This window comes from Nocardia sp. NPDC004260 (genome assembly GCF_053603155.1).
On the sequence record NZ_JBSGEZ010000023.1, the window covers coordinates 1 to 23,198 of the forward strand.

General features: G+C 68.9%; 20 protein-coding genes. 12 read left to right on the top strand and 8 right to left on the bottom strand.

Going from position 1 to position 23,198, the window contains the following annotated elements; genetic code table 11:
* Positions 1 to 222 precede the first annotated feature (222 nt).
* The 7 genes from ACWEO7_RS15655 (at position 223) to ACWEO7_RS15685 (ending at position 8,759) form a co-directional block, all read left to right on the top strand.
* On the top strand, positions 223 to 1,713 hold the full coding sequence (locus tag ACWEO7_RS15655; RefSeq protein WP_450015572.1) for an SCO6880 family protein: 1,491 nt from the start codon (positions 223 to 225) through the stop codon (positions 1,711 to 1,713).
* A gap of 7 nt (positions 1,714 to 1,720) precedes the next feature.
* The gene (locus ACWEO7_RS15660; RefSeq protein ID WP_452423927.1) at positions 1,721 to 3,865 is read left to right on the top strand and encodes a hypothetical protein; all 2,145 of its coding nucleotides are present in this window, start codon (positions 1,721 to 1,723) and stop codon (positions 3,863 to 3,865) included.
* Positions 3,862 to 4,170, top strand: a complete 309-nt coding sequence (locus ACWEO7_RS15665; RefSeq protein ID WP_039798972.1) for a transposase — start codon at positions 3,862 to 3,864, stop codon at positions 4,168 to 4,170. Before ACWEO7_RS15660 ends, ACWEO7_RS15665 begins: the two co-directional genes overlap by 4 nt.
* Before the next feature lie 37 nt (positions 4,171 to 4,207).
* A complete protein-coding gene (locus ACWEO7_RS15670; protein ID WP_452423929.1) occupies positions 4,208 to 5,872 on the top strand; it encodes a peptidoglycan DD-metalloendopeptidase family protein in 1,665 nt (554 codons plus the stop codon).
* A 65-nt stretch (positions 5,873 to 5,937) separates the two neighbouring features.
* On the top strand, positions 5,938 to 6,501 hold the full coding sequence (locus ACWEO7_RS15675; protein WP_452423931.1) for a hypothetical protein: 564 nt from the start codon (positions 5,938 to 5,940) through the stop codon (positions 6,499 to 6,501).
* Positions 6,502 to 6,543: 42 nt separating this feature from the next.
* The gene (locus ACWEO7_RS15680; RefSeq protein WP_450015581.1) at positions 6,544 to 8,379 is read left to right on the top strand and encodes a type IV secretory system conjugative DNA transfer family protein; all 1,836 of its coding nucleotides are present in this window, start codon (positions 6,544 to 6,546) and stop codon (positions 8,377 to 8,379) included.
* On the top strand, positions 8,376 to 8,759 hold the full coding sequence (locus ACWEO7_RS15685) for a DUF4913 domain-containing protein (protein ID WP_355070531.1): 384 nt from the start codon (positions 8,376 to 8,378) through the stop codon (positions 8,757 to 8,759). The genes ACWEO7_RS15680 and ACWEO7_RS15685 overlap by 4 nt, the downstream gene beginning before the upstream one ends.
* A gap of 90 nt (positions 8,760 to 8,849) precedes the next feature.
* On the opposite strand, the gene ACWEO7_RS15690 is transcribed toward ACWEO7_RS15685, so the two are convergent.
* Positions 8,850 to 9,398 (bottom strand): hypothetical protein, encoded by a 549-nt coding sequence (locus tag ACWEO7_RS15690; protein ID WP_452423933.1) that lies wholly within the window; start codon positions 9,396 to 9,398, stop codon positions 8,850 to 8,852.
* A gap of 407 nt (positions 9,399 to 9,805) precedes the next feature.
* The gene (locus ACWEO7_RS15695) at positions 9,806 to 10,684 is read right to left on the bottom strand and encodes a peptidylprolyl isomerase (protein ID WP_452423935.1); all 879 of its coding nucleotides are present in this window, start codon (positions 10,682 to 10,684) and stop codon (positions 9,806 to 9,808) included.
* Positions 10,685 to 10,823: 139 nt separating this feature from the next.
* On the opposite strand from ACWEO7_RS15695, the gene hisS reads away from it, so the two are divergent.
* The 3 genes from hisS (at position 10,824) to ACWEO7_RS15710 (ending at position 14,034) form a co-directional block, all read left to right on the top strand.
* Positions 10,824 to 12,095 (top strand): histidine--tRNA ligase, encoded by a 1,272-nt coding sequence (gene hisS, locus ACWEO7_RS15700; RefSeq protein WP_452423937.1) that lies wholly within the window; start codon positions 10,824 to 10,826, stop codon positions 12,093 to 12,095.
* Between the two features lie 153 nt (positions 12,096 to 12,248).
* Complete coding sequence (locus tag ACWEO7_RS15705; RefSeq protein ID WP_452423939.1) at positions 12,249 to 12,896, top strand: hypothetical protein; 648 nt, start codon at positions 12,249 to 12,251, stop codon at positions 12,894 to 12,896.
* A 133-nt stretch (positions 12,897 to 13,029) separates the two neighbouring features.
* Positions 13,030 to 14,034: a malate dehydrogenase gene (locus ACWEO7_RS15710; protein WP_452423940.1), complete on the top strand. Its 1,005-nt coding sequence runs from the start codon at positions 13,030 to 13,032 to the stop codon at positions 14,032 to 14,034.
* A gap of 47 nt (positions 14,035 to 14,081) precedes the next feature.
* On the opposite strand, the gene ACWEO7_RS15715 is transcribed toward ACWEO7_RS15710, so the two are convergent.
* From ACWEO7_RS15715 to ACWEO7_RS15730, 4 genes are all read right to left on the bottom strand, one after another.
* The gene (locus ACWEO7_RS15715; RefSeq protein ID WP_452423942.1) at positions 14,082 to 15,161 is read right to left on the bottom strand and encodes a 2-oxoacid:ferredoxin oxidoreductase subunit beta; all 1,080 of its coding nucleotides are present in this window, start codon (positions 15,159 to 15,161) and stop codon (positions 14,082 to 14,084) included.
* Complete coding sequence (locus ACWEO7_RS15720; protein ID WP_452423944.1) at positions 15,158 to 17,146, bottom strand: 2-oxoacid:acceptor oxidoreductase subunit alpha; 1,989 nt, start codon at positions 17,144 to 17,146, stop codon at positions 15,158 to 15,160. The genes ACWEO7_RS15715 and ACWEO7_RS15720 overlap by 4 nt, the downstream gene beginning before the upstream one ends.
* 110 nt (positions 17,147 to 17,256) lie before the next feature.
* A complete protein-coding gene (locus ACWEO7_RS15725; RefSeq protein WP_452423946.1) occupies positions 17,257 to 18,273 on the bottom strand; it encodes an Rv2578c family radical SAM protein in 1,017 nt (338 codons plus the stop codon).
* A gap of 31 nt (positions 18,274 to 18,304) precedes the next feature.
* Complete coding sequence (locus ACWEO7_RS15730; protein ID WP_452423948.1) at positions 18,305 to 19,309, bottom strand: NAD-dependent epimerase/dehydratase family protein; 1,005 nt, start codon at positions 19,307 to 19,309, stop codon at positions 18,305 to 18,307.
* Positions 19,310 to 19,521: 212 nt separating this feature from the next.
* Here ACWEO7_RS15730 and ACWEO7_RS15735 point away from each other — a divergent pair, with 212 nt between their 5' ends.
* Positions 19,522 to 19,851, top strand: coding sequence for a type VII secretion target (locus tag ACWEO7_RS15735; RefSeq protein ID WP_040867626.1), 330 nt, complete (start codon positions 19,522 to 19,524; stop codon positions 19,849 to 19,851).
* Positions 19,848 to 21,467, top strand: a complete 1,620-nt coding sequence (locus ACWEO7_RS15740) for a hypothetical protein (RefSeq protein ID WP_452423949.1) — start codon at positions 19,848 to 19,850, stop codon at positions 21,465 to 21,467. Before ACWEO7_RS15735 ends, ACWEO7_RS15740 begins: the two co-directional genes overlap by 4 nt.
* Positions 21,468 to 21,538: 71 nt before the next feature.
* On the opposite strand, the gene ACWEO7_RS15745 is transcribed toward ACWEO7_RS15740, so the two are convergent.
* Together ACWEO7_RS15745 and ypfJ are read right to left on the bottom strand one after the other, a co-directional pair.
* The gene (locus ACWEO7_RS15745) at positions 21,539 to 22,075 is read right to left on the bottom strand and encodes a hypothetical protein (RefSeq protein WP_450015602.1); all 537 of its coding nucleotides are present in this window, start codon (positions 22,073 to 22,075) and stop codon (positions 21,539 to 21,541) included.
* Positions 22,076 to 22,192: 117 nt separating this feature from the next.
* The gene (gene ypfJ / locus ACWEO7_RS15750; RefSeq protein WP_452423951.1) at positions 22,193 to 23,116 is read right to left on the bottom strand and encodes a KPN_02809 family neutral zinc metallopeptidase; all 924 of its coding nucleotides are present in this window, start codon (positions 23,114 to 23,116) and stop codon (positions 22,193 to 22,195) included.
* Between the last annotated feature and the right edge of the window lie 82 nt (positions 23,117 to 23,198).

A 23,198-nucleotide genomic window follows, 5' to 3' on the forward strand; every position in this document is an offset into this window, starting at 1 on the left:
GCTGTCCAGCTTGCCCAAACCGTCCCCGCCGAGTTCGGCGAAGTCGGCGGACAGTGCGGGCGCGGCCGGGGTAGCGTCCGGAGCGGCCAGGACGGCAGGCCGGATCGGCGTGGCGCGCGCCGCGAGCGGTGGGCTGAGCCGGGCCGACCAAGCCATGGGTGACGTCGCGGGCGATCGCTGGACGAACCGTTCACCCGACCTCGGGAGGAGCACCATTCCGCGATGACAGTCACCGACACCTACGAGCGCCGCTCGTACGGGCTTTGGCAGAAGCCGCGCAGCGCCGGCCTTTTCGGCTTGCGCTGGGAGGAAACCGTGCTCGGCTTCGCGGTCGTGATCACGGCGCTGATCACCGCGATGGTCGGCGGCTTCCAGTGGGGTGTGATCGTCGGCGGCGTCGGCGTCGTCGTGATGGTCCCGCTGGTGTGGCGGACCGGAGGTCGTTCGGGCTACGAGACGGGATTGATGATGTTCAACTGGATGCGCTCGCGCAGTCGTGGCGAGCACGTGTACCGCGGTGGCCGCTTCTCCCGGATTCCCGGCGGCGTCACCCGTTTGCCGGGCCTGCTCGCGCCCTCCAAGTTGTACGAGGGCATCGACGCGGGCGGCTACAGCTTCGGCATGATCCACTTGCCGCAGTTCGCCCAGTACACCGTGGTGCTGCGCGCGTGGCCGCAAGGTCATGAGGCGGTGGACCAGCCCGTGATCGACCGGTGGGTGTCGGCGTGGGGGACCTTCCTGGCCTCGGTCGGACAGACCAGCGACATCGTCGCCGTGGTGCCGGTGATCGACACCGTGCCGGAGACCGGAAATCGTTTGCTCACCGAGGTTTCCACGATCACCAGGCCCGAGGCGCCCGAACTGGCCCAGCAGGTGATGTACGAGTTGGCCACCGAACTGCCGCAGGAGCGCGTGCAGTTGCTGCCGCGGGTGGCGATCACGTTCAAGGCCACCACCGCCGAGCGCCGCAAGAACCCGGCCGAAGAAGCCGTGGAGATCGGACGGCGCCTGCCCGGCATCTGCGCCGCGCTGGCGGAAGCCGGTGTGCGCGCTCAGCCGATGTCGGCGGACGAGGTGATCTCGTTCATCCGCCGCAGTTATGATCCCGCCTCGCAGGCCGACCTGGAGGTGGCCGCGGGCGAACCCGAAGGGCACGGCCTGGACTGGGCGGACGCGGGCCCGGTGTCCCACGACGAGAAGTGGGATTACTTGGTGCACGACGGTGGCCGGTCGGTCACCTGGGAAATGGATGCCGCCCCCGAGGGTGCGGTCGACGAGCGGGTGCTGCAGCGGCTGCTCGCGCCGAATCCCGAAGTGCCGCGTAAACGCATCGCGATCGTGTACCGTCCGCACTCGGCCGCCGACGCCGCCGAGATCGTCGACGACGATTTCAAGAACGCGTTGGTGGCCCAACAGAGCGAACGTGGAGTCGTGTCCGCGGCGGCGACGCTGCGGGTGGGCGCGACTCAGCAGGCCCGCGAGGAGCAGGCCAGGGGTCACGGTGTGACCCGCTTCGGGGCGCTGGTGACCATCACCGAGCCCTTGCGCGGTGACCTGCCGCGCATCGAAGCCATCACGCGCGACCTGTCGACCCAGGCGCGCTTGAAGATTCGGCGGTGCTACCGCTACCAGGCGGCGGCCTTCGCGGCCTCGCTCGGTTGCGGTGTGATCCTGCCCGAACACGCGACAATTCCGAAGGCACTGGCGGGGTGAGCGATTCATGGCACGCGACTACGAGCCACCCGTGCGGGAACGGGACGAGGACGCACGCCGCAGGCGGCTCGAACAATCCGGCCGGGACGAGTGGGGACAGCGGCCGGAACGGCGGCGCCCCACGCGGGACTCGGCGCGGGTGAACGGCGAGGACCGCCAGGGCGTGGACACGACCGACCGGCGAGCGGGCGAGCGTCGCGCTCGATCGGGCGCGGGCCGGTCCGACGGCGTGCGCGCCGATCGGGGGCACACCGAACGCTCCCGCGCCGAGCGGAACTCGCGCATGTCCCGCGACGCGGTCACCGAGCGCATCGCCGCGCGTCCGGAGCGCAACGGCGCCAGGAACGGTCGCGTGGCACGGCCCGCGAAGGTCGACTACACCGCCGACCGCGCGATGGGCAGCCCGTACACGGACAAGGCGGCCCGTCGCGCGAAAGCGAAAGCCGATCGGCGCAAGCAATCCGGGCCACCGCTGCTCGACGACGCCACCCGCGCCAAGCTGGAGATGCTCGCCCGGGAGGGCAATGGCCTGCGGGCGGCATGGGCGCAGTTCCGGGTCCGCACCGACGACATCCGCCGCCGCAACTACGCGGCCCGCGCGGAGCAGACGATCGAGGACGGATTCGACCGCAGCACAGCGCAGCTCACCGACCGCGGCTACGCGGGCGCGGGCGGCGGCCGGATGAACGTGGTCGGCCGCCCGGTCGAGTACCGTGCCACCACGGCCCAGGTCGCCGGTCTGTGGCCCTGGTCGGTCGGCGCGGGCGCGCCGCTGATCGGCACGCCCCTCGGTTCGCATCTGCACACCGGCGCGCCGGTCTGCTTCGACCCGATGAACTGGTTCATGCGCGGCAGCTTCATCACCGCGCCCAGCCTGTTCGTGCTCGGCCTCAACGGTTTCGGCAAGTCCTCGCTGGTCCGCCGCATCGTGCTCGGTGGCATCGCGCAAGGGATCACGCCGTTGATCCTCGCCGACGTCAAACCGGACTACCGGAAGATGGTCGAGCTCGTCGGCGGCCAGGTGATCGATCTGGGCTACGGGCACGGCAAGCTCAACCCGCTCGCGGCGGGCGTGCTCGGCGCGATCGTCCCGCGACTGGAAGAGTTCCCGGCGCTGCAGCTGCAGGTGTTGCAGGACCTGCGGGCCAGGCAGGTGACGTTGATCGCGGGCCTGGTGGAACTGGTACGCGGCGACCGTGTCCGCGATTACGAGGAGACCCTGATCGCCACCGCGCTGCGCATTCTCTATCGGCCGGGCAGCGGGTACACGCCGGACAAGCCGCCGATCATGGAGAACCTGCTCGAGGTGATCGTCGGCGGCGGCGAGGAATTGATGCTGGACGCGGGCGCCGACGACACCGCGGAGTACCAGGAGGCGATCAAGGGGCTGCGCCGCTCCCTACGCGCGCTCACCCAGGGACCGTTCGGCGCGGTCTTCAACGGCCAGACCACCGTGCCGATCGATACCAGCGCGGTCGCGGTGTGCATGGACGTCTCGCACATCCCGACCGGCGACAAGAAGCTCAAAGCCGCGGTCATGCTGGCCTGCTGGGCCGACGGGTTCGCCTCGGTCGAGGCCGCGCACGTGCTCGCCGACGCGAAACTCGGTCCGCAGCGCTATTTCCAAGTGGTGATGGACGAGCTGTGGCAGGTGCTCGGCCTCGGTGACTTCATGGTCGACCGCGTCGACGAGCTCACCCGCTTGCAGCGCGGCATCGCCACCGCGCTGATCATGATCAGCCACACCATCAAGGACCTGCAGGCGCTCGGATCGGAAGCCGCCATCGCGAAGGCGCTCGGTTTCCTCGAGCGGGCGCGCGCCAAGATCTTCGGCGCGCTTCCGGCCGAGGAGATCAAACGGCTCGACAGCACGGTTCCGTTCACCTCGGCCGAGGAGGAGATGGTGACCGGATGGTCCGCGCCGCAAGCGCTGACCGGCGAGGCGCTCAAACCGGGGCAGCAGCGGCCCTCCCCGCCCGGCACCGGTAAGTTCCTGCTGAAAATCGGTGAGGATCGCCGCCCCGGTATCCCCTTCCACATGGAATTCACGCTGTCGGAGAAGGAAAGCGGGATCCACGACACCAACCAGCGGTTCAGCGAGTTCACCGAATCGATCTCGCGGGGAACGGATTCGCCGGGGAGCGCCGCATGATGCCGCACCGGTCCTACCGACGCGTCTCGCCGGAGGTGCGTCAAGCGGCGGTCGAACAGGTCATCGCGCTGACCGGCAAGCTGCGCAGTGAATCGGAGGCCTGCCGCGTGGTCGCCGAGCAGATCGGTGTGCACACGAACTCGGTGCGCAATTGGGTGCGCGCGGCCGAAGGCCCCGGTCTGGAGCGGATGGACGCCACCGCGCTGCGGCGCAAGGTCGCACTGCTGCAACAGCAGTTGGCTGCCGCCGCCGAGATGAACCGCACGCTGGCCGACACCCTCAACGAGACTCGGCGCCGCACGTGAAACCGGGCTGCGCGCGGCACGATGCCGGAGTGCGGCGGTGAGCGGCAAATCCGTGTTGTGGACGGCGCTGGGCGCGGTGCTCGGCCTGATGACCATAGTGCTGGTCATCGTCATGCCCGCCGTCGACGACGCCTGTGAGGGCGGCTCCGTGCTCGGCTCGCAGTCGGTGCTTCCGCCGCTGGGCGGATACCCGCCGGGCGATCGGCGCGCCGCAGCGACAACAGGTTCCGGCGCGAGCCAACCCAATCCGGCCGCGACCGCCACACCCTCACTCGCCGCGGGAGTCGGCCCGCTGCGCCGCACGTTGCCGATGGCCACCGGAACCTTCACGGTGTCGGACACGTTCGGCGCGCGGGGTGGCGCGCACAAGGGCGTCGACCTGGCCGCGCCGGACGGCACGCCCATCTTCTCGGTCTCCGACGGCCGCGTCGTCGCCGCCGGTCCGGCCTCCGGATTCGGCAATTGGATCGTCGTCGACTCGGTGGACATCAACGGCCGTTCGTACTCGGCGGTCTACGGCCACATGTGGGACTCCGGCGTCCTGGTCCGGCCGGGCGATACGGTGACCGCGGGGCAGCACATCGGCGCGGTGGGGTCGGCGGGTGAATCCAGCGGTCCCCACCTGCATTTCGAGATCGTCCCGGGCGGCCGGTTCACCGGCGGACGGCAGATCGACCCGCTGCCCTGGCTGGACGGTGCGCCGACCCCGGATGTCGGCGGTGCACGCGCGTATTCCAGCGATCCACGCTGCAGCCTCGGTTTCGGCACCGCCGGTGGCGCGCTGGCCGCGGGCAAGGTGCCACAAGAACTGGAGATCTGGTACCGCCGTGCGGGTTCGATCTGTCCGCAGATCACGCCGTCGCTACTGGCCGCGCAGGGCAGGCAGGAATCCGGTTTCCGGCGCGGCGCGACCTCGCCCGCCGGTGCGCAGGGCCTGGCCCAGTTCCTGCCGACCACCGCGGTGAGCATCGATCCCGACGACGGTCAGCCGTACGTGATCGATGCCGACGGCAACGGCGTGGCCAGCGTGTGGGATGACGGGGACGCGATCGTCGGCCAGGGGCGTTACATGTGCGCGATCGCGCACCAGATCCAGCGGTGGCAGGCCGAGGGCAGGGTACAGGGCGACATCGTCGCTCTGACGCTGGCGGCGTACAACGCGGGCGAAGGCGCGGTGCTGGCCTCGGGCGGCATGCCGAACCAGCTCGCGGCACACTACGCCGAGACCCAGCCATACGTGCGCAACATTCTCACCATGGAAGCGCAATACCGCGCGCCGGGTTCGCTCGGCCGGTTCACCCCTGGGCAGGGTTCGGCCGGCGAACAGATCGTCCAAGCCGCGCACGAGTGGCTCGGCACACCCTACGTCTGGGGCGGCGGGGGGCCCCAAGGACCGAGCGGCGGGGGGTTGGACGGACCGGGTCTGACCGCGGCGGCGGTGTTCGCGGCGTCCTCCGGCGCGGTGACGTTGCCGCGCACGGCCGAACAGCAGTGGGAGGCAGGCTCGGAGGTGCCGATGAGCAAGGCGCAGCCGGGGGATCTGGTCTTCAGTTCGTTCGGCGCGCGTGGACCCGCGCAGGTCGGCGTCTATGCGGGCAACGGCCGGATGATCCAGTCGGTGCCCGGCGCTGACGTCCGATCCGGCGGTGGCGTTTCGGAAGTCGCGGTGCCGGGAGACGGACGGGCGAGGAGGGTGCTGTGAGCGTTCACGGGCGCGAACATACGGCGGCGGGACTGCCGCGACGCCCCGGTGTGCGGCTAGCCTGGATGGATAGAGCAAATGCACGCGCGAAACTGGTGGTGATGCTGGTGGTGAGCGTCGCGGTGCTGGGTGCGGCCTGTGGCCGGACGGACCGCGCGGACTCGGGATCCGATGCGGCGCATTCCGCTACGTCCACACCCCGGTTGCTGGAGGGCGTGCCCGCCCCCGACCCGGTGACGCCGGACGGTGTCGCGGTCGCGGCGTTGCGGGAAATCTACAGTTGGCAGCCCGCCACCGAGACCCAGGGCGCATCTTTGGGACGAGCGCGGAAGTTTCTCGGCCCCAGCCTAATTCGTATGCTGGATGCGACGCCGACCGCGGTGGAGACGCCGAAGTCGACACTGCAGTGGGCGGATTGGGCGAGGGAAGGGGCGCATGTGGAGGCGTTCACCTTCGCGTCCGGCGAGAAGGCTCCGGCCCTCAGTGATCCGAACGTCCAGCAGTTCAAGATCGGGATCGAGCAGACCGTCGTCTATCCGAACGGACGCAAGGAGCCGCTGCCGCCCGCGACGGTGATCGCCACCGTCGTGCGCACACCCGACGGCTGGCGGCTCGACGCATTCCGCTGACCACTCGCTTTCCGTACCGGACGGCCGACCCAGGAGGGATACATGGCGAAGAAGAAAAAGGTGACGGATCCGGCCATCCCCGGACCCGATGTCAGCCTGCTACTGACCTACGCCGGCTTCGCGATCTTCGGAACCCTCTGGCTCGCGCTGCATCTGGGCAACATGCTCGAGGGCAGCCCGCAGAAGGTTCCGTTCAACCCGATCGCCATCGCGGCCGATCTGGCGCGGGGAAGGCTGCGCTGGCCGGGCGCGGCGACGGCGATCGTGCTGCTGGTGATCCTGAGCGTCGTAGCGTATCTGGTGATCCGCAAGGAGTTGCAGAAGCGCCGGTCCAAAGGCAGATTGCCGGTCGACGACAAGGCCGACGTGATGGGCAACGGCGGCGCGATCTCGATGCTCACCGAAGCGGGCGTCCGGGAGAAGGCCGAGCAGCTGGGGGTGAAACTCGGCTACGACGACGCTCCGGGCGTGCCGATCGGTGTGGGTGTGGCCGACGGGGTGATGCTCTACGGTTCGTACGAGGATCTGCATCTGGACATCTGGGGTCCACGTCAGGGCAAGTCGACCTCCCGGGTCATCCCGGCGATCCTCAGCGCGATCGGCCCGGTGCTGGCCACCTCGAACAAGCGCGACGTGGTGGACGCCACCCGAGACGTGCGGGAGTCCAAGGGAAGCCCCACCTTCGTCTTCGACCCGCAAGGTGTCGCGGGTGAAGAGCCGACCTGGTTCTGGGATCCGCTGTCCTGGGTGGACGCCAAGCGCGAAGGTTGTGAGATGCGCGCGGCTCGGCTTGCGGGGCACTTCGCCGACGGTGACGACGGCCGCGACACGAAGACCGACGCGTTCTTCGATCCCGAGGCGGAGGACCTGCTGGCCGGGTTGTTCCTCGCCGCCGCCGTCGGCGACCGCAACGGCAGCAGGCCGATCGTGCAGGTCTGGGAGTGGGTGACCAATCCGCAGGACACCGAGCCCATCGAGTTGCTGCGCGCCGCCCGCCATCACTACACGGCCTCGGGCCTGTCCTCGCAGTACAACACCGATCCGCGCACGCGCAGCGGCATCTTCGGCACGGCCAAGAAGATGATCCGCTGCCTGAAACTGTCGAACGTGCATCCGTGGATCTCCCGGGGTGGCGACCGCAGGGAATTCGACGAGCTGGAGTTCTTGGAGAACAACGGAACGCTCTACAGCTTGTCGCTGGAGGGCCGCGGCTCGGCCGCGCCGCTGGTGAGCGCGCTCACCGAGGCGGTGGTGGACGTGGCGATGCGCAAGGCGTCGCAGTCGGCCGGTGGTCGCCTGGCGATCCCGCTGCTGGCGGTGCTGGACGAGGCGGCGAACGTGGTGCGCTGGAAGGATCTGCCCAAGCAGTACAGCCACTTCGGCTCCCGGGGCATCGTCGTGATGACCGTGCTGCAGTCTTGGGCGCAGGGCGCCCGCTGCTGGGGCGAGAGCGGCATGAACGCGTTGTGGTCGGCGGCGAACATCAAAGTGCTCGGCAGCGGCGTGGACGACACGAAGTTCTTGCAGGAGCGTTCGGACGTGCTCGGTGAGTACGACGCGATCTCGCAGTCGGTGTCCGAATCCAAGGGCGGCAAGAGCTACTCACGCTCGCTGGGCTCGTCCAAGACGTTCTCGGTCAACGGTCTGGCGACGCTGCCGCGTGGGCGGGCCATCCTGTTCCCGTCCGGTGCGCCACCGGTGCTCATCCGTACCGTGCCGTGGTGGGAGGGTGAGTACGCTTCCGACGTGAAACAGTCCATCTCGCACCATGATCCGCAGCGCAAGACGCAGATCGCGGACGTCATCGGTTCGCCGTCGCTGAGCAAGTCGACGCCACCGCCGGAGTACGGCCAAGTCGAGGAGGTCCGGCCGCTGTGAACGAACCGCAGCAGAACATGCACTACGCGAACGTGGTGGAGTTCGTCGAGAACTATCTCAGCGTGATCTACCGTCGGCAGGTCACCGATCTCAGTGACACCGTGTGGTGCCCGGAGTGGTGGCAGCACGCGGAGGCAATTGCCCGGCTGGATGCGTTATGGCGCGCCTGGGAGCACTACCGCCAGGACGGGGCGACCGGACTGAGCGTCTGGTTCCTGGATCATGCCGATCCGCATATGGCGAAATTGTTCGATCCCAAGGGACCGTTCAAGTATTGCAGTGTGCGCAACGGTCATAAGGACATGCTGAACCCGCTGCCGACGAAAGCGCCGCAGAACGGCATGTTCAGTGACCCTACGATCGGTAACTTCCCTCCGTAGTGGCGATGGCGTCACGGCGATTCTCGCCGAAAGGGTTCGGAACAGACGAGTGCCCGCTGGATGATCCAGCGGGCACTCGTTCGTCTCTTGCTATCGCGTGCGCTCCAAGCCACGGGGATCCTGTTCCCGTCCTGCCCTGGTAACCGCGGGCGCCTCGCCGGGGCGGGTGCGTACGGCCTCACCCGGCGGCTGTGCCTGCCCTACTTCGATCAGCATCCGCACCGCGGCAAGTTCCGGCGCCACACCCATTTTCGCGAGATGTGCCGCGATCGCCATCCGGCGCTCCTGGGAGTCGTACTGCAAGGCCGGCTTGGCGGCGGCGGCATTGGCCGCCATCCGTGATGCCTCGGCCTGCGCGGAGAAGCGGTCCTTCTCCAGGGACACACCTTTTTCCGGGATCGGCTTCTCGATCAGCCGGGCCAGCTCGGTGTTGCGCGGGTCCTTGGCCTTCGCGTCCCTGGCCTCCCGCAACTGCTGTTCCTTGGCCTCTTTGATCCGGGCCTCGGTGAGCTTGACGCGCGCTTCGGCTTCCTTCTGACCACGCTCGCGGGTACGCAAGGCGACGAGCGTCGCAAGCTGCAACATTGTCCTCATCATGGCCGCGGTTTCCCGGCCGATGTCGTCCAGTTCCTCGGACATGGCTGCTCCCCGATGCTGCGGTGATCACTATGGATGATGGTGGTGCTTCGTTACGGACGCCGCCACGCGAACTGTAGTCCCGTGCAGCGGGTCCCGCCTGCAAACGTGGACACCCGAAGAACTTGTGGCGTGGCACTTCCTGCCCGGGGATAGCCCGGCCGAGGCCGCACTACGCTGCAAGAACTCCTTGTTTCGAGGTTACCTGACAAAGGTCGGCACAATCGCACGAGCGTGCTGCTTTATCAGCATATATCGCACATTTCCGGCGTGTCTTCGGGCGCGCCGGATGATCTTCGGACTGAGGGCACCCTAACCGAAGAAAGGTCCACTATCTTCACTTCGGCCGCACGGACGTGGATACGGCTCGGGCCCGCGACCGGAGACGGCCGCGGGCCCGGGATCCGCGCTCAGCGGTCGATGCGCACCGACTGGATCGTGACCGGCTGCTTGGGCTTCCCGTCCCCTGGGCCGTTGGAGTCGTCCTGGCCCAGCGCGGCGATCTTGTCCAACGTGCCGAGGCTGTTGTCGTCCACGGTGCCGAAGATCGTGTACTGCGGCGGGAGCAGGGAATCGGAGTACACGATGAAGAACTGGCTGCCGTTGGTTCCCGGCCCCGCGTTGGCCATGGCAAGCACGCCACGCTTGTACGAGATCGGTTCCGAAGTCGCCGCCGGATCGTTCGCGGCGTACTGGTCGGTCGGGTATTCGTTGTCGAACTCGTAACCGGGCCCACCCATTCCGGTACCCGTGGGGTCGCCGCACTGCAGGACCTTCAGGCCCTCGCCCGCGGTCATGCGGTGACAGCTGGTGCCGTCGAAGTAGTTCTGCGCAGCCAGACTGACGAAGCTGTTCACCGTGCACGGCGAAGCGGCGTTGTTCAGGGTCAGCCCGATCGGCCCCTGGCTGGTGTCCATGCTGACGCTGACCTTGGCGTCGACGCCGGTGGTGGGGATGCCGCCGGCCTTCGGCTTGTTCACCGGCTTGTCCGCGGGCTTGGCGCTGTCGCGGTAGGTGCAGTCGACCGTCGCGGGCTTGGCCTTCGCGGAGGGCGGGGCGGCCGCGGCCGGAGTGCTGGACAACGAGGCGTCGGCGACATCGGAGCTGTTGCTGTCGTCGCCGCGGGTCAAGAAGTACACCCCGGTCACGGCGGCGACCACGACGACGACACCGAGTACCGATCCGGCGATCGTGAGTTGCTTGCGCTTGCGCGCACGCTCGGCCCGGTTGGCGAGCTGACGTTCCAGCTTGCGTTTCGCCGCTGCTCGTCGCTGTTCGTTGCTCGGCACTACCACGTTCCTCCCGTATCCGGTTACATCGGGATAAGAGTGTGCCATTTCTACCTGAGACTGTTCCGCAACCTTCCTGAGAGTCGGTTCGGGGAACCGGTTGGACTTGCGGTGCTGTAGTGGTGGAAACTGGACCATCGTGACCAAGACCAGCAGCTTCTCCGCCCCGAAGGGGGTACCGGACTACGTGCCGCCTGGCTCGGCAGAGTTCGTCGCGGTGCGCGACGGCCTGCTCCGCGCCGCCCGACTGGCCGGGTACGGGCATATCGAGCTGCCGGTCTTCGAGGACACGGGCCTGTTCGCCCGCGGTGTGGGCGAGTCCACCGACGTGGTCACCAAGGAGATGTACACCTTCCCCGACCGCGGCGACCGCAGCGTCACGCTGCGTCCCGAGGGCACGGCGGGCGTGATGCGCGCGGTCATCGAGCACGGCCTCGATCGCGGTCAGCTCCCGGTGAAGCTGTGCTACGCGGGTCCCTTCTTCCGCTACGAGCGGCCGCAAGCGGGCCGGTACCGCCAGTTGCAGCAAGTGGGCATCGAGGCCATCGGCGTCGACGATCCGGCGCTCGACGCGGAGGTCATCGCGATCGCCGATGCCGGGTTCCGCGGCCTGGGCCTGGACGGATTCCGCCTCGAGGTCACCTCGCTGGGTGACGAGACGTGCCGCCCGCAGTACCGCGAACTACTGCAGGATTTCCTGTTCGGACTGCCGCTGGACGAGGAGACGAAGCGGCGCGCCCAGCTCAACCCGCTGCGCGTGCTGGACGACAAGCGGCCCGAGGTACGGGAGATGACCGCGAACGCGCCGCTGATGATCGATCACCTGTCGGAGTCGGCCAAGGCGCACTTCGAGCAGGTGCTCGGCCACCTCGAGGCGCTGGGCGTGCCGTACGTGGTGAACCCGCGCATGGTGCGCGGCCTCGACTACTACACCAAGACCACGTTCGAGTTCGTGCACGACGGCCTGGGCGCGCAGTCCGGCATCGGCGGAGGTGGCCGCTACGACGGTCTCATGGCCGAGCTCGGGGGGCAGCCGCTGTCGGGTATCGGGTTCGGCCTCGGCGTCGACCGGACCATGCTGGCGCTGGCGGCCGAGGGGAAGTCGGCGGGCAACCCGGCGCGCTGCGAGGTGTTCGGCGTGCCGCTGGGCGACGCCGCCAAGCAGCGGCTTGTGGTGGTCGCCGCGCAGTTGCGCGCGGCGGGCGTCCGGGTCGATCTGGCCTACGGCGGGCGCGGTGTGAAGGGCGCGATGAAGGCGGCCGACCGTTCCGGGGCGAAGTTCACCCTCGTGCTCGGCGATCGTGACCTCGCGGAGAACACCATCGGGCTCAAGAACATGGCGACCGGTGATCAACGGCAGATTCCGCTGCCCGAGGCGGTCGGCGTGATCCGGGAGTCGCTGGCCGGGTAGCTAGGCGGCGGGTGCGCGCTGCCCGTCGAGTTTCGCGGCGCGCACGCCGCGCGCACGGTACTGTGCGTCGAACCCGTCGCCGGCCGGGTGACGGGAGCAGTTGCGTGACCGGCGCGCACACCATCGCCGCCGGAGTCGCGAGAGGGCGGAGTAGTGTCCACGAATTCTGATGACCAGCGGGCGCTCGCGCCGGTGGGCCTCGATCTGGTCGCGCCCGAGTTGTACGCGCCGATGTTGCGCCGCCTCGCGCTGGCCGCGTCGGGCATCGGAGTCGGCGCGGCCCTGCTGGCCGCGACCGTGGTGAGCTGGCCGATCGCCGCGGCGGTCGGCGTCGTCGTCGGCGCGCCGACCGTCCTGTACGCCGTCGCGCTGCGCCGGCGGCGAATGTGGTTGACCGGCACGATGATCCACGCCCGCAGGCTGTTCGGTGAACGGCGGGTGGAGATGTCGGCGGCCACCGGGGTCGAGGTCCTGGTGTTCCCGGCCCGGTTGAGCCGGATCGCTCTGCGGGTCACCGCGGGCGAAGTCTCCCAGGTCGTTCCGCTGGCCATGTACACCGACGTGGGCAGCGGCCGCGAATTGCACTTGGTCGGTTTGCGCAGGCTCGCGGACGCGCTTGCCACAAGTCGATTGGCCGCGGCCGTAGCGGTTTCCGAGATGCTGGTGCGGCAGTTGCGGGCCGAGGCGCGCGACGCCGGGCTGGAGGAACGGCCGCTGTATCGCGCCGTGCGGCTGGCGCGCGCCAAGGACGTGGTTTCGCCGATCGTGCTGACCGACAGCGAGGTCGCCACGCTCAGCTGACCCCGCGATTCTCCTCCGGGGCCGGTGCCGGGCGGCGCACGAGTCACTGTCGCGTAGCTCACCGTCGGCGTTCGGCGGCGGTGAGACTGGTTAGGGTGGGCAACAGAAGTCCGCCTACCGCAAGGAGTTCGTCGTGAGCACCGCCGCTGGGACCGTCACCGTCACCGTGACCGGAGCCGCGGGCCAGATCGCCTACGGCATGCTGTTCCGGATCGCTTCCGGCGCGATGCTCGGCCCGCACACGCGCGTGCGTCTACGGCTGCTGGAAGTCCCCGCCGCGGTGGCGTCGCTGGAGGGCGTCGCGATGGAACTGGAAGACGGCGCGTTCCCGTTGCTGGAGTCCATCGATATCAGCGACGACCCGTGGATCGGCTTCGCGGGCGCCGATATCGCCCTGCTGGTCGGCGCGCGGCCGCGCACCGCCGGGATGGAACGTTCGGATCTGCTCGCCGCCAACGGCGCGATCTTCACCGAGCAGGGCGCCGCGATCAACGCCAGCGCCGCGGATGACGTGAAGGTGCTCGTGATCGGCAACCCGGCCAACACCAACGCCTTCATCGCCATGAGCAACGCACCGGACGTGCCCGCCGAGCGTTTCACCGCCATGACGCGGTTGGACCACAATCGCGCCATCGCGCAACTGGCCAAGAAGACCGGTGCGCCCGCCGCCGACATCGCGCGGGTCGCGATCTGGGGCAATCACTCGGCGACGCAGTACCCCGACATCGCGCACGCCACCATCGCGGGACGTCCTGCCCTCGACCTGATCGGCGATCCGGCGTGGCCGACCGAGCAGTTCGTGCCCACCGTGCAGCAGCGCGGCACCGCCATCATCCAGGCCCGCGGCGCGTCCTCGGCGGCGAGTGCGGCCAGCGCCGCGATCGACCACGTCCAGGACTGGGTGCGCGGCACGCGGCACGGCGATTGGGTTTCCATGGCCGTTGCCTCGGACGGCTCCTACGGCGTGCCGGAAGGGCTGATCAGCTCGTTCCCGGTCACCTGCGCGAACGGCGAGTACACCATCGTGCCCGACCTGGCGATCGATGCTCTGGCCCGTCCCCGGATCGATGCGTCGGTCGCGGAGTTGGTGCAAGAGCGCGACGCCGTCGTCGACCTCGGTTTCGCCAAGCGCGCCTGACCGGCGCCGCGAGCGTCCGCCCCGCAGAGCCGGTCAGGCGCGGCCGGTTATCCGACCGTCCAGGTTTCGGATCCGGTGAGCAGCGACTGCAGCGATTCGGGACCGACGGGTTTCCGTTCCCGCGCCGTCTCGGTCTGGTAGCGCACCGCGTCGTCGTAGGTCGGTCGAGAGACGCTGCGGAAGATACCTGTGACCACGTGTTCGAGCCCTTGATCGGACAGCCGCGATAACGCGTAGGCGTACTCCGGGTTGTCGGCGTAGGCGTCGTGCACCACGATATCGGACTCCGCGACGCTGTCGGCCCGGGCCACCGCGAGCCCGAATCCCCGTCGTATCACCGCGAATTCGCCCTCTGTCCCGAATCGGATCGGCTCGCCGTGCCGCAGCGGGACGAGATGGTCGGCGGCGTTGTCCCGGCGCAGCACGTCGAACGAGCCGTCGTTGAAGATCGGGCAGTCCTGCAGGATCTCCACGAACGACGTGCCCCGGTGTTCGGCGGCGGCGCGCAGCACCTCGGTGAGTCCCGCGCGATCGGAGTCGAGCGCACGGGCGGCGAAGGTCGCTTCCGCGCCCAGCGCCACCGACAGGGTGTTGAACGGGTGGTCCACCGAGCCCATCGGGGTCGACTTGGTGATCTTGCCCTGTTCCGAGGTGGGCGAGTACTGGCCCTTGGTCAAGCCGTAGATCCGGTTGTTGAACAGCAGGATCGTCATGTTCACGTTGCGGCGCAGCGCGTGGATGAGGTGGTTGCCGCCGATGGACAGCGCGTCGCCGTCACCGGTGACCACCCAGACCGACAGATCGGGCCTGCTGACCGCCAATCCGGTCGCTATAGCGGGCGCGCGACCGTGAATGGAATGGATGCCGTAGGCCTCCAAGTAATACGGGAAGCGGCTGGAGCAGCCGATCCCGGACACGAACATCAGGTTCTCCCGGCGCAATCCGAGTTCCGCCAGGAAGCCGCGCACCGTCGCCAGGATCACGTAGTCGCCGCAGCCGGGGCACCAGCGCACTTCCTGATCGGAGGTGAAGTCCTTCACCTTCTGCGGTCCGTCCGCGGACGGCACCCCGGATACACCGGTGAGTCCCAGGTCGGTGCCGACCAGTGAGGTTTCCACGATGGTCATGCGATACCCCCAGACATCCGATATGTGGCTGCCTCGCCTGCGCTGGGCTGTGGACGGCCTTCGTCCGGCAGTGTTCTATAGGTGGCCCGCGCCCGTGCGGCGAAGACCTTGTTCTGTTCCAGCTCCTCGATCGACCCGTCCAGCGCCGCGTCGATGACCCCGACCAGCTCCTGAGCGGAGAACGCGGTGCCCGCGATCTTCGTCCACGGTCGCACGTCGACCAGGTACTTCGCCCGTAGCAGCGTGGCGAGCTGGCCGCCGTTCATCTCGGGCGCGACCACGACGCGATAACGGCGCAGTACGTCACCGAGGTTGGCGGGCAACGGATTCAGATGCCGTAGATGCGCCTGGGCGACCGGCGCACCGCGCCGCCGCGCGCGACGGCACGCCTCGCCGATCGGGCCGTAGGAACTGCCCCAGCCGATCAGCAACAGCTCGGCGGTGCCGTCCGGATCGTCCACCACGAGATCGGGCACCCCGATGCCGTCGATCTTGGCTTGACGCAGGCGAACCATGAGTTCGTGATTGGCCGGGTCGTAGGAGATGTTGCCGCTGCCGTCCGCCTTCTCGAGGCCGCCGATGCGGTGGGCGCGGCCCTTCGTGCCAGGGACGGCGAGCGGCCGGGCGAGCGTGTCGGGATCGCGTGCGTACGGCTGGAACGGGTCGGTGTCGTCACCTTCCGGTTCGAACGCCGGGTCGATCGGTTCCAGCTCCGCCACCTGCGGGATGGACCACGGTTCGGAGCCGTTCGCGATCGCGCCGTCGGACAGCAGCAGCACCGGAGTGCGGTAGGTGAGGGCGATTCGCGCGGCTTCCACCGCGGTGGCGAAGCAGTCGGCGGGCGAGCGCGGCGCGAGCACTGCTACCGGTGATTCGCCGTTGCGGCCGTAGAGCGCCTGCAACAGATCGGCCTGTTCGGTCTTGGTCGGCAGTCCGGTCGACGGTCCGCCGCGCTGCACATCGATCACAACCAGCGGCAACTCCGTCATCACCGCCAGGCCGATGGTCTCGCTCTTGAGCGCGAGCCCGGGGCCGGATGTACTGGTGACGCCGAGCGCACCGCCGAGCGCGGCGCCGAGCGCCGCGCCGATCCCGGCGATCTCGTCCTCGGCCTGGAAGGTGGTGACGCCGAAATTCTTGTGCTTGCTCAGCTCGTGCAGGATGTCCGAGGCCGGCGTGATGGGATAGGTGCCGAGGAAGACGGGCAGCCCGGCGAGCTGACCGGCGGTGATCAGGCCATAGGCGAGTGCGGTGTTGCCGGTGATCTGGCGATAGGTGCCCGGCGGGAGCTTGGCCGGCGCGATCTCGTAGGTCGTGGCGAAGCTCTCGGTGGTCTCGCCGTAGTTCCAGCCCGCCCGGAACGCCAGGATGTTGGTCTCGGCGATGTCGGGCTTGGTCGCGAACTTCTCCCGCATGAACTGCTCGGTGCCGCCGATCGGGCGCCCGTACATCCAGGACAGCAGGCCGAGGGCGAACATGTTCTTCGCGCGCTGGGCGTCCTTCTTGCCGACTCCGGTCGATTCGGTGGCGCCGAGGGTGAGCGAGGTCATCGGGACGCGGTGGACGACGAAGTCCGACAGCGTCTCGTCGGCCAGCGGATCGGCGGCGTAACCCACCTTGGCGAGGGTCCGCTTGGTGAACTCGTCGGTGTTGACGATGACGGTGGCGCCGCGTGGGAGATCCTCCAGATTCGCCTTGAGCGCGGCCGGGTTCATCGCGACCAGCACGTCGGGCTGGTCACCCGCGGTGAGGATGTCGTAGTCGGCGATCTGGATCTGGAAGGACGAGACGCCGGGCAGCGTGCCCTGGGGCGCTCGGATCTCGGCGGGGAAGTTGGGCTGGGTGGCCAGGTCGTTGCCGAAGGCGGCGGCCTCGTGGGTGAAGCGATCGCCGGTCAGCTGCATTCCGTCGCCGGAGTCCCCGGCGAACCGAATGACGACCTTTTCCAATTTAGCTGTGCCGACATCGTTTTGGTGTGAAACCATATGCCTGCTTCACTTCCTCGTCGCTGAGAGGTGCCATCGCCAAACTACTCCGTCGAACGCGGTGCGCGCCCGTGAAGCGCGCGGACCGGCGAGATTCGGCGGTGCGGGCGTCAGGCGAACAATGCCAGCTGCGCGTCGCTCGCGTGCGCGGTTTCGGCTCGTGTCTCCGGTTCGGGTCGTCCGCGCGCCGTCAAACCGTGCTCCGCCAGCAGCGGAGCGACCCGCGCGCGCAGCCACGCGGAGTACTCCGGCGTGACGTAGGCACCGCCCCGGTACAGCTGGCGGTACCGGCGCAACAACGCCGGATGGTGCTCGGCCAGCCAGGACAGGAACCAGCCCCTGGTGCTGCCGCGCAGGTGCATGGGGAACGCGACCGCCGATCGAGCCCCGGCCTCGGCGATCGCGCCGAAGACCGCGTCCAGGTGGGCGCGTCCGTCGGTGAGGCAGGGGATAACCGGTGCGACCAGCACGTTGACGGCGAAACCCGCGTCGGCGAGCGCGCGAACCAGGTCCAGGCGGGCTCGTGGTGACGGGGTGCCCGGCTCCAGGCTGTGGTGCAGATCCTCGTCCAGTATCGCGATGGACATCGCGAGACTCACCGGCACCACGCGGGCCGCCGAGGTGAGCAACGGCAGGTCCCGTCGCAGCAGGGTGCCTTTGGTGAGGATGGAGAACGGGGTGCCGGATTCGGTCAGCGCGCGAATGATGCCCGGCATCAAGCGGTATCGGCCCTCGGCGCGCTGATAGGGATCGGTGTTGGTGCCGAGCGCGACCGGCTCGCGGCGCCAGGACCGCCTGCCGAGTTCCTTGCGCAGCACCGCGGCGACATTCGTCTTGACCACGATCTGCGAATCGAAGTCCCGGCCCGCGTCCAGATCCAGATATTCGTGCGTGCCGCGCGCGAAACAGTAGCGGCAGGCGTGCGAACAACCCCGCATGGGATTGACGGTCCATCGGAACGGCACGTTCGCGCCCTCGGGCACCCGGTTCAGGGCGCTCTTGCACAGCACCTCGTGGAACGTGATGCCCTCGAAGTCCGGCGTTTGTATGGTGCGCACCAGACCGGCCCGGGACAGCCCGGGCAAGGCGCCGTCCTCGGCGTCCAGGGTCTGGCTTTGCCACCGCACCCTCTCAGTCGAACATGTGTTCTAGCGGCTGTCAAGCGATCTGCTTGGTGCCCGGCGGTGTCAGCGCGGCCGGGTCGGCGAAGAAGTTGACCAGGTCGCGCACCGTGTCGTCGAGCGGGCGCGGCCGGTAGCCGAGCTCGCGCTCGGCCTTGCCGTGGTCGACCACCGGCGCGGAGATCAGCGCGCCGAGCGCCGCCTTGGAGACGATGTCGGAGTTGAACAGTTTGCCGATCGGCGCGAGCATCGGGATGACGCCGGACACGAGCTTGGGGGAGATGGCGAACCTCGGGCCGCGCTTGCCGCCATGGGTCGCGGCGACGCGGCACAGTTCGAGCATCGAGATCATCGATCCGCCGAGCAGGTAGTTCTCGCCCGCGCGGCCGTGCTCGCCCGCCAGTACCAGGCCCGCGGCGACGTCGCGCACGTCCACCAGGTCGAATCCGCCGCCGATCATGGCGGGCACGCGACCGAGGGCCGCGTCTTTGAGCGTCCGGTTGATGCGCGAGAGCGGCTTGCTGTAGTCCAGTGGGCCGAAGACGCCGGTGGGATTGCACAGCACCGCGTCGAGTCCCTGGTCGATCACCTTGCGCAGCGCCACCTCGCCCGCCCATTTCGAGCGGTCGTAGACCGGCAGCGCCGGGTCGGTCGACCGCGGCGCGTTCTCATCGATCCGGCCGCCGCAGCTGTACTGGTCGAACGCGTGGATCGAGCTGGCGTGCACCATCCGGCGCGCGCCGACCGCCAGTGCCGCCTCGGCGACCACGCGCACGCCCTCGGTGTTCACCCGCCAGGCGAGATCGTTCTTCTCGGCCAGGGTGATCACCGCGACCAGGTGGTAGACCACCTCGGCGCCGTCAAGCGCGGCGCGCATCGACGCCGGGTCGAGCACGTCGCCGCGCAGCCAGGTGACCCCGGGTGCCGCCGACTCGGCGGGAACGGCCCGATCGATGGCCGTGACCTGGTGACCGCGCTCGGTGAGGAGGCGGAGCAGATTCGTGCCAAGGTAGCCGGCTGCGCCGGTCACTGCGACCTTCATGGGACAGAGAATATAGAACTTGTTCTAATTTGCAACACGTTCCAGTTCTGCCGGGTTTGCCCGGTCGTGCGGCGCGTTCGGGCTCGAAACATGCCGGTCCGGTCCGCTATATTGAGCGCAACCGTAGCGGCCCTTGCCGATTCGGCAGGGAGCAGGCGGATCACCACAACTGCATGACGCTGATCTGTACGACGATTTGGGGGGGCAACTCGATGAGTGATCTCTCGGTAGAGACCGAAGCGGTCCGGGCGTTCGCCGCCACCAACGCCGGTATCGCCGGTGATCTCGCGGGGGCGGGCAATTTCGACGCGGTGAAGAACGTTTCGGCGCTCGTCCCGGTGTTCGGCTTGATCGGGGCCGATTACCTGGCGATGTTCGCCGCGGCGCAAGTGTTGCAGGCCAAGGACATCAACGATCTGTCCGCCAAGTACGCCAAGCTCTCGGACTCGGCGTTCAGCGCGGCCGCGGCCTACGACGCGGTCGATTGGTCCAACGCGGGCGCGCTCGGGTCGATCGCGGGCCAGATCGGGGGCGCGGTATGAGACCGCTGGACAGCGGCGTCATCGCGCCGGAAGATCACGCCGTCGCGCACGCGGCCGAACAAAACGTCGCCATCGGCCAGCAGACGGTGCTGGACGCGTTGCAACAGACACCGGCCCAGGCGGTGCTCGACCTGCCGCTGCCGCAGTTGCCCGAAGATCTGCCGCCCATCGAGCCGCCCGCGTTCGTGCTGTCCCGCAAGATCTCCGAGGATCAGCAGTCGGCCGCCACCGTGCCCGCCGGTCTGCCCGGACTGGGCGGTACACCGAGCGCCGAGGACGGGCACGGGATCGCACACGACGCGTCCGCGCTGCTCGGGGACACGAACACCGCGGTCGGCCAGATCGGTGCGCCCGCGGTCGAAGCGGCGCTCGATCAGGCGAACGGCGTGCTGAACGGTGCGCTCGCCGCCGCGCCGAGCGCGATCAGCGGCGCGGTGAACCAGGCGGCGGCCGCGGCCGGATCGCTGCCTGCCTTGCCCGCCGATCCGGTGGCAGCCCTGCTCCAGGGCGTCGCGGTGCCCGCGCTGCCCGGCGTCGACGTCTTGATGAAGCCGATCCTGGACCTGCTGAGCAGCTTCGGCACCGGCGTCATCGGCGCGTTCGATCCGACCGCGATCCTCAGCCAGTCCTCCAAGGTCATCGAGATGGCCATGCAGGTCGGCAAGGGCAGCATGAGCACGGTCGAGCAGCTGTGGCAGAGCCAGGCCGCGCGCAACGCCCAGGCCACGAGCCAGCAGGCGAACGTGCAGGGCCAGGAGACCAGTCAGCGGGGCATCGACATCTCCGAGCTCACGCAGCGCGCCGCCACGGTGGTGCAGCAGGGCAACGCGCAACTGCTCGGCATCGCGTCGTCGTTCGCCACCCAGGCGACCGCGCTCGCGCCGGTGATCCTCACTCCGCCCGCCCAGGCGACGCTGATGGCCTCGGCCACCGAACACCTCGGTCAGGCCGTCGGCGTGGTCAACGCCACCCGCGGCGACTTGGCCGGTAAGACCGCCGAGCTCAGCGGCATGGTCCAGCAGTTGGTCGCGCCGGGCGGCGGGCCCGCGCCGCAGGAGGTCGCGCAGGCGCTGGCGGAGAACGTCGGTCAGCCGATCCTGGAGCAGGCGCAGTCGACCGCGTCGGACACCGCGACCAAGGCGGCCGGCCTGGACTCCGCCACGCCGTCGACGTCGACGCCGTCGACCACGCCGTCGTCGGTGCACAGCACCTCGCACAGCCCGACCACCAGCCACGGCACGCCGAGCAGCCTGCTCGGCAGCAGCCCCGGCCGTCCCGGCAGCCCGAACACGTCCTCGGTCCCCAAAGCCACCGGCCTGCCCGGCGCCACGGTCGCACCGATCCGGCCGGTCGCAGGCGTCCCGGGCACTTCGCTCGGTACCGGCGCGCCCGCGAGCACCACTGCGGCCGGATCGAGCAGCTTCATGGGCGGCCCCGGCGCCGCGGCGGGGCAGCGCGGCAACGACGAGGAACACTCGCGTACGGTGCAGCCCTACTCGAGCCCCACGGGCAACGACGACCTCACCGGCCCGCTGGGCGAGTCGACGCCGGACGTCATCGGTGCGACGCACTCGGACGAGATCATCAGCTCGGACTACGCGCAGGACCAGTTCTGACGGACGCCGGATAGGCGACGCGCCGCACCCGGCCCGAGCGGATCAGCGCCGGGCCGGGTGGCGGGCAAGTCTCAGTTGTCCTGCGTGAACGAGTCGATCAGTTTCCGGTAGAGGTCGGCGAAGCGTTTGCGCGCGGCCTGTTGCTCGGCGCCGAGCCCCTCGGTGGTGTCCGGCGAGTACACCACCAGATGCACGTCGTCCGACGGCGACTGCGGCATGAAGTCGATGATCCGGCTGCTCTGGTCGGTGGCCTTCGGCACGCCGAGGTCCACCGTGGCGAGCGCTTTGGTCTCCGCCAGCGCCGCGTTGAGCACATCGGGTGGGATATGGCCGTCGATCCGCTTCGGCGGGGTCTCGGGACTGCGCTCGGCGGCCACCGCATCGGGGCTGCTCACCGCACGGCCGTCGGCGAAGATCTCCAGCTGCGGGCGCAGATCCGTCCGGGCCTGCCAACCGTCCGGAATGGTGGTCAGCGTGAACAGCGCCAGCGGCGCGGCGATCGGCGGTAGCGCACTGGGTCGATCCAGTGCAGGGTCGGCCGTGGCGGCGCCCGAGCCCACCGCGACGATCAGCGTCACAACCAGCAGAACGGCTTTCGTTACTCGCATCGATCCCATCTTCCGGTGCTGTCCGTGTCCGTCTGCGGCACAGACGAACTGCCGTAGATCATGACAGCGCGCCGGTCCCTGGCGGGAGTCGGCGCGCTGTATCGATCGGATCGGGTGCTACCGCAGGCCGGACGGGTTGTTCAGATCCGGAGCCGAGTATGTGTCGCAAGCCCTCACCTGACCGGTCTTGTAGCCCGTGAGGAACCATTTCTGCCGCTGCTCGGACGAACCGTGCGTCCACGCTTCGGGATTCACCCGGCCCTGGGCGGCGCGCTGGATGCGGTCGTCGCCTACCGCGGCGGCCGCCGACAGCGCGTCGTTGACATCCTTGTCCGACAACGGTTTCAGGAACGGCTGATTGCCGCCGGGCGCGGGCTGCTTGTCCGCGAAATGCGCCCAGATGCCCGCGTAGCAGTCGGCCTGCAATTCGGTGCGCACCGCGTCGGAGTCCGCCCCGCGTGGATCGCGCTGGGCGCGGCCGATGTCACCGAGCAGGTTCTGGATGTGATGGCCGATCTCGTGCGCCACGACGTATTCCTGCGCCAGCGGGCCACCGCTGGAACCGAATCGATCCACCAGTTCCTGGAAGAAACTGGTGTCGAAGTACGCGGTCCGGTCGGCCGGGCAGTAGAACGGTCCCACCGCGCTGGTGGCGTTACCGCATCCGGTCGAGGTGGCTCCGGAGAAGAGCACGACCTTCGGCTTCTGGTAGCGCTTCCCGGCCTGATTAGGAAGTTCGGCCGACCACACCGCGTCCAGGCTCTGCGCGGTGAGCGCCACCCGGCAGTCGACGTATTTGTTGGCATCCGCCCCGGTCTTGCAGTGGCTCGGGGTGCCCGCCGTGCCCGGCTGCGTCTGGCTCTGGTCCTGCGAGCCGGTGAAGTTGCCGAGGATGGATCCCGGGTCGCCGCCCAGCAGCAGCGCCAGCACCAGCACGATGAGCCCGCCCGCGCCGCCGCCGAGCGCGAGCTTGCCGCCCATGCCGGGACCGCCGGACGAAACCCGGTCGGGGTCGATCTGCATGCCCTCGTTGAAGGTCATCGTCGTCGCTTTCTCGCTCGTCCCGGGGTCACCCAACCCTCGGTCGTCGGCGACCCCCGGTTCACACTCCCTCGAATACAGC

Excerpts from the sequence above, each read along its gene's own strand:
- ACWEO7_RS15655 (WP_450015572.1), top strand. The coding sequence starts at position 223 with ATGACAGTCACCGACACCTACGAGCGCCGCTCGTACGGGCTTTGGCAG.
- ACWEO7_RS15660 (WP_452423927.1), top strand. The coding sequence starts at position 1,721 with ATGGCACGCGACTACGAGCCACCCGTGCGGGAACGGGACGAGGACGCA.
- ACWEO7_RS15665 (WP_039798972.1), top strand. The coding sequence starts at position 3,862 with ATGATGCCGCACCGGTCCTACCGACGCGTCTCGCCGGAGGTGCGTCAA.
- ACWEO7_RS15675 (WP_452423931.1), top strand. The coding sequence starts at position 5,938 with ATGGATAGAGCAAATGCACGCGCGAAACTGGTGGTGATGCTGGTGGTG.
- ACWEO7_RS15680 (WP_450015581.1), top strand. The coding sequence starts at position 6,544 with ATGGCGAAGAAGAAAAAGGTGACGGATCCGGCCATCCCCGGACCCGAT.
- ACWEO7_RS15690 (WP_452423933.1), bottom strand. The coding sequence starts at position 9,398 with ATGTCCGAGGAACTGGACGACATCGGCCGGGAAACCGCGGCCATGATG.
- ACWEO7_RS15715 (WP_452423942.1), bottom strand. The coding sequence starts at position 15,161 with ATGACCATCGTGGAAACCTCACTGGTCGGCACCGACCTGGGACTCACC.
- ACWEO7_RS15720 (WP_452423944.1), bottom strand. The coding sequence starts at position 17,146 with ATGGTTTCACACCAAAACGATGTCGGCACAGCTAAATTGGAAAAGGTC.
- ACWEO7_RS15730 (WP_452423948.1), bottom strand. The coding sequence starts at position 19,309 with ATGAAGGTCGCAGTGACCGGCGCAGCCGGCTACCTTGGCACGAATCTG.
- ACWEO7_RS15735 (WP_040867626.1), top strand. The coding sequence starts at position 19,522 with ATGAGTGATCTCTCGGTAGAGACCGAAGCGGTCCGGGCGTTCGCCGCC.
- ACWEO7_RS15740 (WP_452423949.1), top strand. The coding sequence starts at position 19,848 with ATGAGACCGCTGGACAGCGGCGTCATCGCGCCGGAAGATCACGCCGTC.
- ACWEO7_RS15745 (WP_450015602.1), bottom strand. The coding sequence starts at position 22,075 with ATGCGAGTAACGAAAGCCGTTCTGCTGGTTGTGACGCTGATCGTCGCG.
- ypfJ (WP_452423951.1), bottom strand. The coding sequence starts at position 23,116 with ATGACCTTCAACGAGGGCATGCAGATCGACCCCGACCGGGTTTCGTCC.